Consider the following 5,231-nt stretch of genomic DNA (forward strand, 5'->3'; position numbering starts at 1 on the left):
CCTCGCTGGCCGACGTCGTGCGGGTGCACGGTGCGCGCGGCGGGCTGGCGCTCGTCGGCGTCGCGGGCGGCGGCGGGCTCGTCGCGGAGGCGGTCGGGCTGAGCACGGGCCTGCCGTTCGGGCCCTACGTCTACACCGACACCCTCGGTCCGGAGCTGCTCGGCGTCCCCCTCGTCGTGCCGCTGGCCTGGGCGATGATGGCCTGGCCCGCCCTCGTCGTCGGGCGGGCGCTGGGCCGGCGCCACGGGGTCGTCGTGGTCGCGGTGGGCGCGGCCGCGCTCGCCGCCTGGGACCTCTTCCTCGACCCGCAGATGGTCGCCGCCGGCCACTGGGTGTGGCTCGCACCGTCACCCGCCCTGCCCCTGGTGCCGGGCGTCCCGCTCACGAACTACGCGGGGTGGCTCGTCGTCGCGGTGCTCGTGGTCGCCGCGCTGCACCGCGCGCTCGGTCCGGGACCGGTGTCCGGGCCCGCGTCGGTGCTCTGGTTGTGGGTCTACGCGTCCTCGGTGCTGGCCCACCTGGCGTTCTTCGGGCTGCCCGGCTCCGCCCTCGTCGGCGGGGTGGTCATGGGCGCCGTCGCGCTCCCGTTCGCGCGGGCGCTCTGGCGCGCCCGTCCCTGAGCTCCCGGGCTCCGCCGCTCAGCCGGCCCGCAGTTTTCCGTCGTCGTCGGGGAACGCCCCGGCGTCGCGCAGCGCGCGCGACCACGTGGTGCAGTGCTCGACGGCGAGGTCGAGCGCGTGCTCCATGCCCTCGAGCACCGGGTCGAGCGTGGCCTCGGTGGCGTCCTCGACGTCGCGGCGCAGCGTGGCGCCGCGCGTGGTGAGGGTGCCGTCGGGGGTGAGGAGCACGCGGTCGACGAGGTCGTCGCGGGCCGCGGTGATGTCGGCCTCCGACCACGACCGGGTCCGGGTGTAGTCGGGCACCCGCAGCCCGAGGTAGGCCTCGGTGAGCAGGTTGGCCTCCAGCGCGCCGATGCCGTGGGCGAGCAGGGCGGCGAGGTGCGCGTCGCCCCGGAACTCGCGCAGCAGGGTCGTCGCGTGCCACAAGCGGCCCCACGCGTCGCCGGGCCAGTCCAGCGCGGAGTGCCCCGCGAACAGCGGCTTGCCGAGCAGCGGGGCGTTCGCCAGGCCCGCCCGCAGCACCGTCACGACCTGCTCGGTCTCGCGGGTGGGCTCGCCCAGCACGCGGTGCAGACAGCGCACCGCGCCGGTGAGCTTGGCGGCGAGCACGTCGGGCACCGCCGCGACCGTCAGGGCGCCCTCGTAGACCCCCGTCAGCATGTCGGGCTCGAAGACCCCGAACGTCGCGACGACGAGGGTCGGCGGGGGCAGGCCGAGCGCGCCGGCCCGCCCGAGGACGTAGCCCGAGAAGCGGTCGAGCCCGAGCGCCTCGTACTGCTCGAGGGCCTCCGCCGAGTGGACGTGGACCATCGCGACCGGTTCGATCGCGTCGCGGAGGCGTCGCGCGGGGGTGGGGGTCGGAGGTCCCGACGACGGGTCGCTCATCCGGCGGCCCGCTTGTACGGGTCGGGCGGGAACCAGCCGGCGGCGACCACCCGGTCCGCCCACCGGTGCAACGGCACCAGCAGCTCGTCCAGGTCGTCGCCGAGGGCGTCGAGCACCCGGGCCTGCGCGAGGTCGGTGGCCACCTCGATCGCCTCGCGCCCGGCGCGTCCCGCCGGGGTCAGGGCGGCATCGGCGATCCAGCCCCGCGCGGTGAGCCGGGCGAGCGCGGCGTCCATCGCCTGCGGGGACCAGCCGCGGGTGCCGGTGTACTCGTAGAGGTCGAACCCCACCCGGAGCTCGGTGAGGATGTTCGCCTCGAGCCCGTCGACGCCGGCCGCGGTGCAGGCGCCGAGGTGCGCGTCGCCGCGGTGCTCGCGGTAGAGCGTCGCGACGTGGAAGAGCGCCGCGTGCGGGTCGGTGGGCCAGGCCAGGTCGCGGAGGCCGGCGTAGAGCGGGCGGCCCGCGAGGTCGGCGGGCCCGGCCGCGTCGAGGGCCTCGCGCAGCGCGTGCGTGACCCGTCCGACCTCGGCGACGTCGACGCCCTCGAGGGCGACCCGCAGCCCCTCGCCGCCCGCGAGCTCCCGGATCGCGCGGAGGTCCTCGACCCCGAGCGTCGCCCGCGCCTGCCGCCAGAGCTCGCCGACGAGGCCCGGTTCGAACACCGCGAACGTGGCGGCGACGACCCCGGGTGAGGGGTCGCCGAGCACGCAGGCCCGGCCGCCGACGTAGCCGGTGAGGAAGTCCAGCCCGGCCTTCCCGAGGTGCTCGTGCGCGGGTGCGCTCCAGACGCTGGTCATGGCGAGCGGCTCGAGGACGTGGCGCAGGCGCCGCGCCGGGGTCTCGATCTCGGGCGTGGCGGCCCCGGGCCGGGGCTGCAGGAACGTCTCGCGTGCCTCGTCGAAGTCCACGGCGCGACTCAGCCGAGGGTGAAAGGGTCGCGGGTGCCACCGGTCAGCTCGACCCACACCGACTTGTCCTCGAGGTAGGCGTCGACCGCCGCGGCGCCGTTCTCGCGGCCGAGCCCGGAGGCCTTGTAGCCGCCGAAGGGCACGCTGGGCGCGACCACCCGGTAGGCGTTGATCCACACCGTGCCGGCCTTGATGCGGGCCGCGACGCGGTGGGCGCGGTGCACGTCCTTGGTCCACACCGCGCCGGCGAGACCGTAGGGGGTGTCGTTGGCCAGCTTCACCGCGTCGTCCTCGTCGGTGAAGGTCGTGGCGGCGAGCACGGGACCGAACACCTCCTCGCGGAAGACGGTGTCGGTCGGCTTGACCGAGAGGACGGTCGGCTGGACGAAGTAGCCCCCGAGTCCCTCGTCGGCGGCGCCGCCGTAGGCGACCGTCGCGCCCTCGTCGCGCGCGGTGGCGAGGTAGCCGACGACCTTCTCGTACTGCATCCCGTTGGCCACCGGGCCCATCTCGGTGTCCTCGGCGAAGGGGTCGCCGAGCTTGATCTGCGAGGCCCGCTCCGCGACCAGGCGGACCAGCTCGTCGTGGACGTCGGCGTGCACGATCAGCCGAGAGCCCGCCATGCAGGTCTGTCCGGTGGCGGCGAAGACGCCGGCGACGAGCCCGTTGGCCGCGGCCTGCAGGTCGGCGTCGGCGAAGACGACCTGCGGGGACTTGCCGCCCAGCTCCAGCGTCACCGGGTTGAGGTTCTCGGCGGCGGCCACGGCGACCTTGCGCCCGGTGGCGGTGGACCCGGTGAACGCGACCTTGTCGACGCCGGGGTGCGCGGCCAGGTGGGCGCCCGGCGCGCCGGTGGAGGAGGTCACCACGTTGACGACGCCGTCGGGGATGCCCGCCTGCGCGACGAGCTCGGCGAACCCGAGGGTGGACCCGGGCGCGTGCTCGGAGGGCTTGACGACGACGGTGCAGCCCGCGGCCAGCGCGGGCGCGACCTTCCAGCTCATCAGCAGCAGCGGCGAGTTCCACGGCGTGATGGCGGCGACGACGCCGACCGGCTCGCGGCGGGTGTAGACGAGGTAGTTCGGGTTGGGCGCGGGGATCTGGCGGCCCTCGATCGTGGCGGCGATCCCGGCGTAGTAGTGGTACCAGCCACCGAGGCCCTGCAGCTGCCCGAGCATCTCGCGGTAGAGCTTCCCGGAGTCGTTGACCTCGAGGCGGGCCAGTCGCTCGGCGTTCTCGGTGATGAGGTCCGCGAGGCGGCGCAGGCACGCCGCGCGGCCGAACCCCGTCATCGAGCCCCACTCGCCGTCGAGCGCGGCGCGGGCGGCGGCGACCGCGGCGTCGACGTCCTGCTCGTCGCCGTCGGGGATCACCGCCCACGACGCCCCGGTGTAGGGGTTCTGCGACTCGAAGGTCTTCCCGGAGACGGCCCCGACGGCGCGGCCGCCGATCACCATGGAGAGGGTCTCGAGCGCGCTCACGACGAGGCCCCCGACCCGCCGTGCCCGTGGCCGTGGCCGTGCCCGTGACCGTGGCCGTGCGCGGGGGGCTCCGGGGCCGCCGGGGCGGGCGTGGCCGCCGGCGACCCGATCACCGGGTCGCCGACCCGGAGCGGGACCTGCTCGTAGCGCCCCTCGTGGGCGGCCACCGGCCGGGTGTCGCCCGCGAGCTCGGGGTGCTTGGCCTCGAGGCGCTGGCGCTGGTCCCACTTCCGCTGCATCGCGGTCAGGTACTCCCGGTCGCCGTTGTAGGTGCCCCGCCAGGTCTGGGGCATCTGCTCACGCGACAGCCCGGCGTCGGCCGTCCCGTGCAGCGCGGGGCGCGAGGGCACCTTCCGGGAGGCGCCCCCGCACTCCGGGCAGGCCGGAGGCGGGGAGTCGCGTCCGACGAGGCGTTCGAACCGCAGACCGCACCCGGCGTCCTCGGGAGCGGCGTCCGGGCCACCGCCGCAGCGGTAGTCGTAGATCGGCATGGCAGGGCCCTCCGGGCCGAGTGGACGGATTCCGTCGCCGCGACGACGTAATCCGTCCTCAGGGTCACCAGTTCTCGATCGAGCGTTCGAAGATGCCGGCGATGTCGTCCTCGGTGGGCGTGCGGGGGCACGTCGCGAGGAGCCGCTGCTGCTTCATCGTGCCGTCGACGAGGTCGGGGATGTCGCCGGTGTCGAAGCCGACGGCCCCGATCCCGTTGGGGATCCCGATGTCACGCATCAGCGACGTGACCACGTGCGGCAGCTGCTCGGCCGCGTTGTTCTGCGTGTCCGCGTCCGGGCCGAGGAGCTTGGCCGCGGCCATGTGCCGGTCCGGGGCCGAGTCGAAGCTGAACCGGAACGCCTCCGGCGCCGTCAGCGACACCGACATGCCGTGCGGCACCATCGGCTCGTCCTGCGGGTAGCCGGCGGGGTGGAAGTCCTTGACCTGGCCGGCGATGGGGTAGGCGTTGGCGTGCGGGATGTGCACGCCGGAGTTGCCGAATCCCATGCCCGCGAACGTGGCCGCCATCGCCATGTCCATGCGGGCGTCCACGTCCTCGCCGCCCCGCTGGACCGCGGTCCGGAACGAGCGGGCGAGCAGCGTCATCGACTTCTCGCACCAGAGGTCCGAGACCGGGTTGGAGCCGCAGTAGGTGACCCGCTCCTCGGGCTTCTTGCGGTCGAACGAGCTGTACCAGCGCGCGGTGTACGACTCGAGCGCGTGGCAGACGATGTCCATGCCCGACGCCGCCGTGACCTCCGGCGGGAGCGTCATGGTCAGTAGCGGGTCGACCACGGCCATCGTCGGGCGCAGGCGCCAGTGGCTGATGCCGGTCTTGACGCGCA

6 protein-coding genes are annotated in these 5,231 nt (G+C 74.9%); 1 reads left to right on the top strand and 5 read right to left on the bottom strand.

Annotation, left to right across the window (positions count from 1 at the left end; translation table 11 throughout):
* On the top strand, window positions 1-620 hold a 620-nt coding region (locus AC0CYZ_RS27010; protein ID WP_472221126.1), incomplete at its 5' end, for a carotenoid biosynthesis protein.
* Window positions 621-638: 18 nt separating this feature from the next.
* On the opposite strand, the gene AC0CYZ_RS27015 is transcribed toward AC0CYZ_RS27010, so the two are convergent.
* The 5 genes from AC0CYZ_RS27015 to AC0CYZ_RS27035 all read right to left on the bottom strand — a co-directional run.
* The gene (locus AC0CYZ_RS27015; protein WP_472221128.1) at window positions 639-1,505 is read right to left on the bottom strand and encodes an SCO6745 family protein; all 867 of its coding nucleotides are present in this window, start codon (window positions 1,503-1,505) and stop codon (window positions 639-641) included.
* Window positions 1,502-2,413 carry an SCO6745 family protein gene (locus AC0CYZ_RS27020; RefSeq protein WP_472221130.1) on the bottom strand — a complete coding sequence of 304 codons (912 nt, stop codon included), beginning with the start codon at window positions 2,411-2,413 and terminating at the stop codon, window positions 1,502-1,504. The genes AC0CYZ_RS27015 and AC0CYZ_RS27020 overlap by 4 nt, the downstream gene beginning before the upstream one ends.
* An 8-nt stretch (window positions 2,414-2,421) precedes the next feature.
* Window positions 2,422-3,894 carry an aldehyde dehydrogenase gene (locus AC0CYZ_RS27025; RefSeq protein WP_472221132.1) on the bottom strand — a complete coding sequence of 491 codons (1,473 nt, stop codon included), beginning with the start codon at window positions 3,892-3,894 and terminating at the stop codon, window positions 2,422-2,424.
* On the bottom strand, window positions 3,891-4,385 hold the full coding sequence (locus AC0CYZ_RS27030) for an FmdB family zinc ribbon protein (RefSeq protein ID WP_472221134.1): 495 nt from the start codon (window positions 4,383-4,385) through the stop codon (window positions 3,891-3,893). Before AC0CYZ_RS27030 ends, AC0CYZ_RS27025 begins: the two co-directional genes overlap by 4 nt.
* Before the next feature lie 64 nt (window positions 4,386-4,449).
* Window positions 4,450-5,231, bottom strand: a 782-nt coding sequence (locus AC0CYZ_RS27035; protein ID WP_472221135.1) for a hydroxyacid-oxoacid transhydrogenase, incomplete at its 5' end; no start/stop codon positions are given.

Source organism: Actinomycetospora sp., assembly GCF_055612215.1.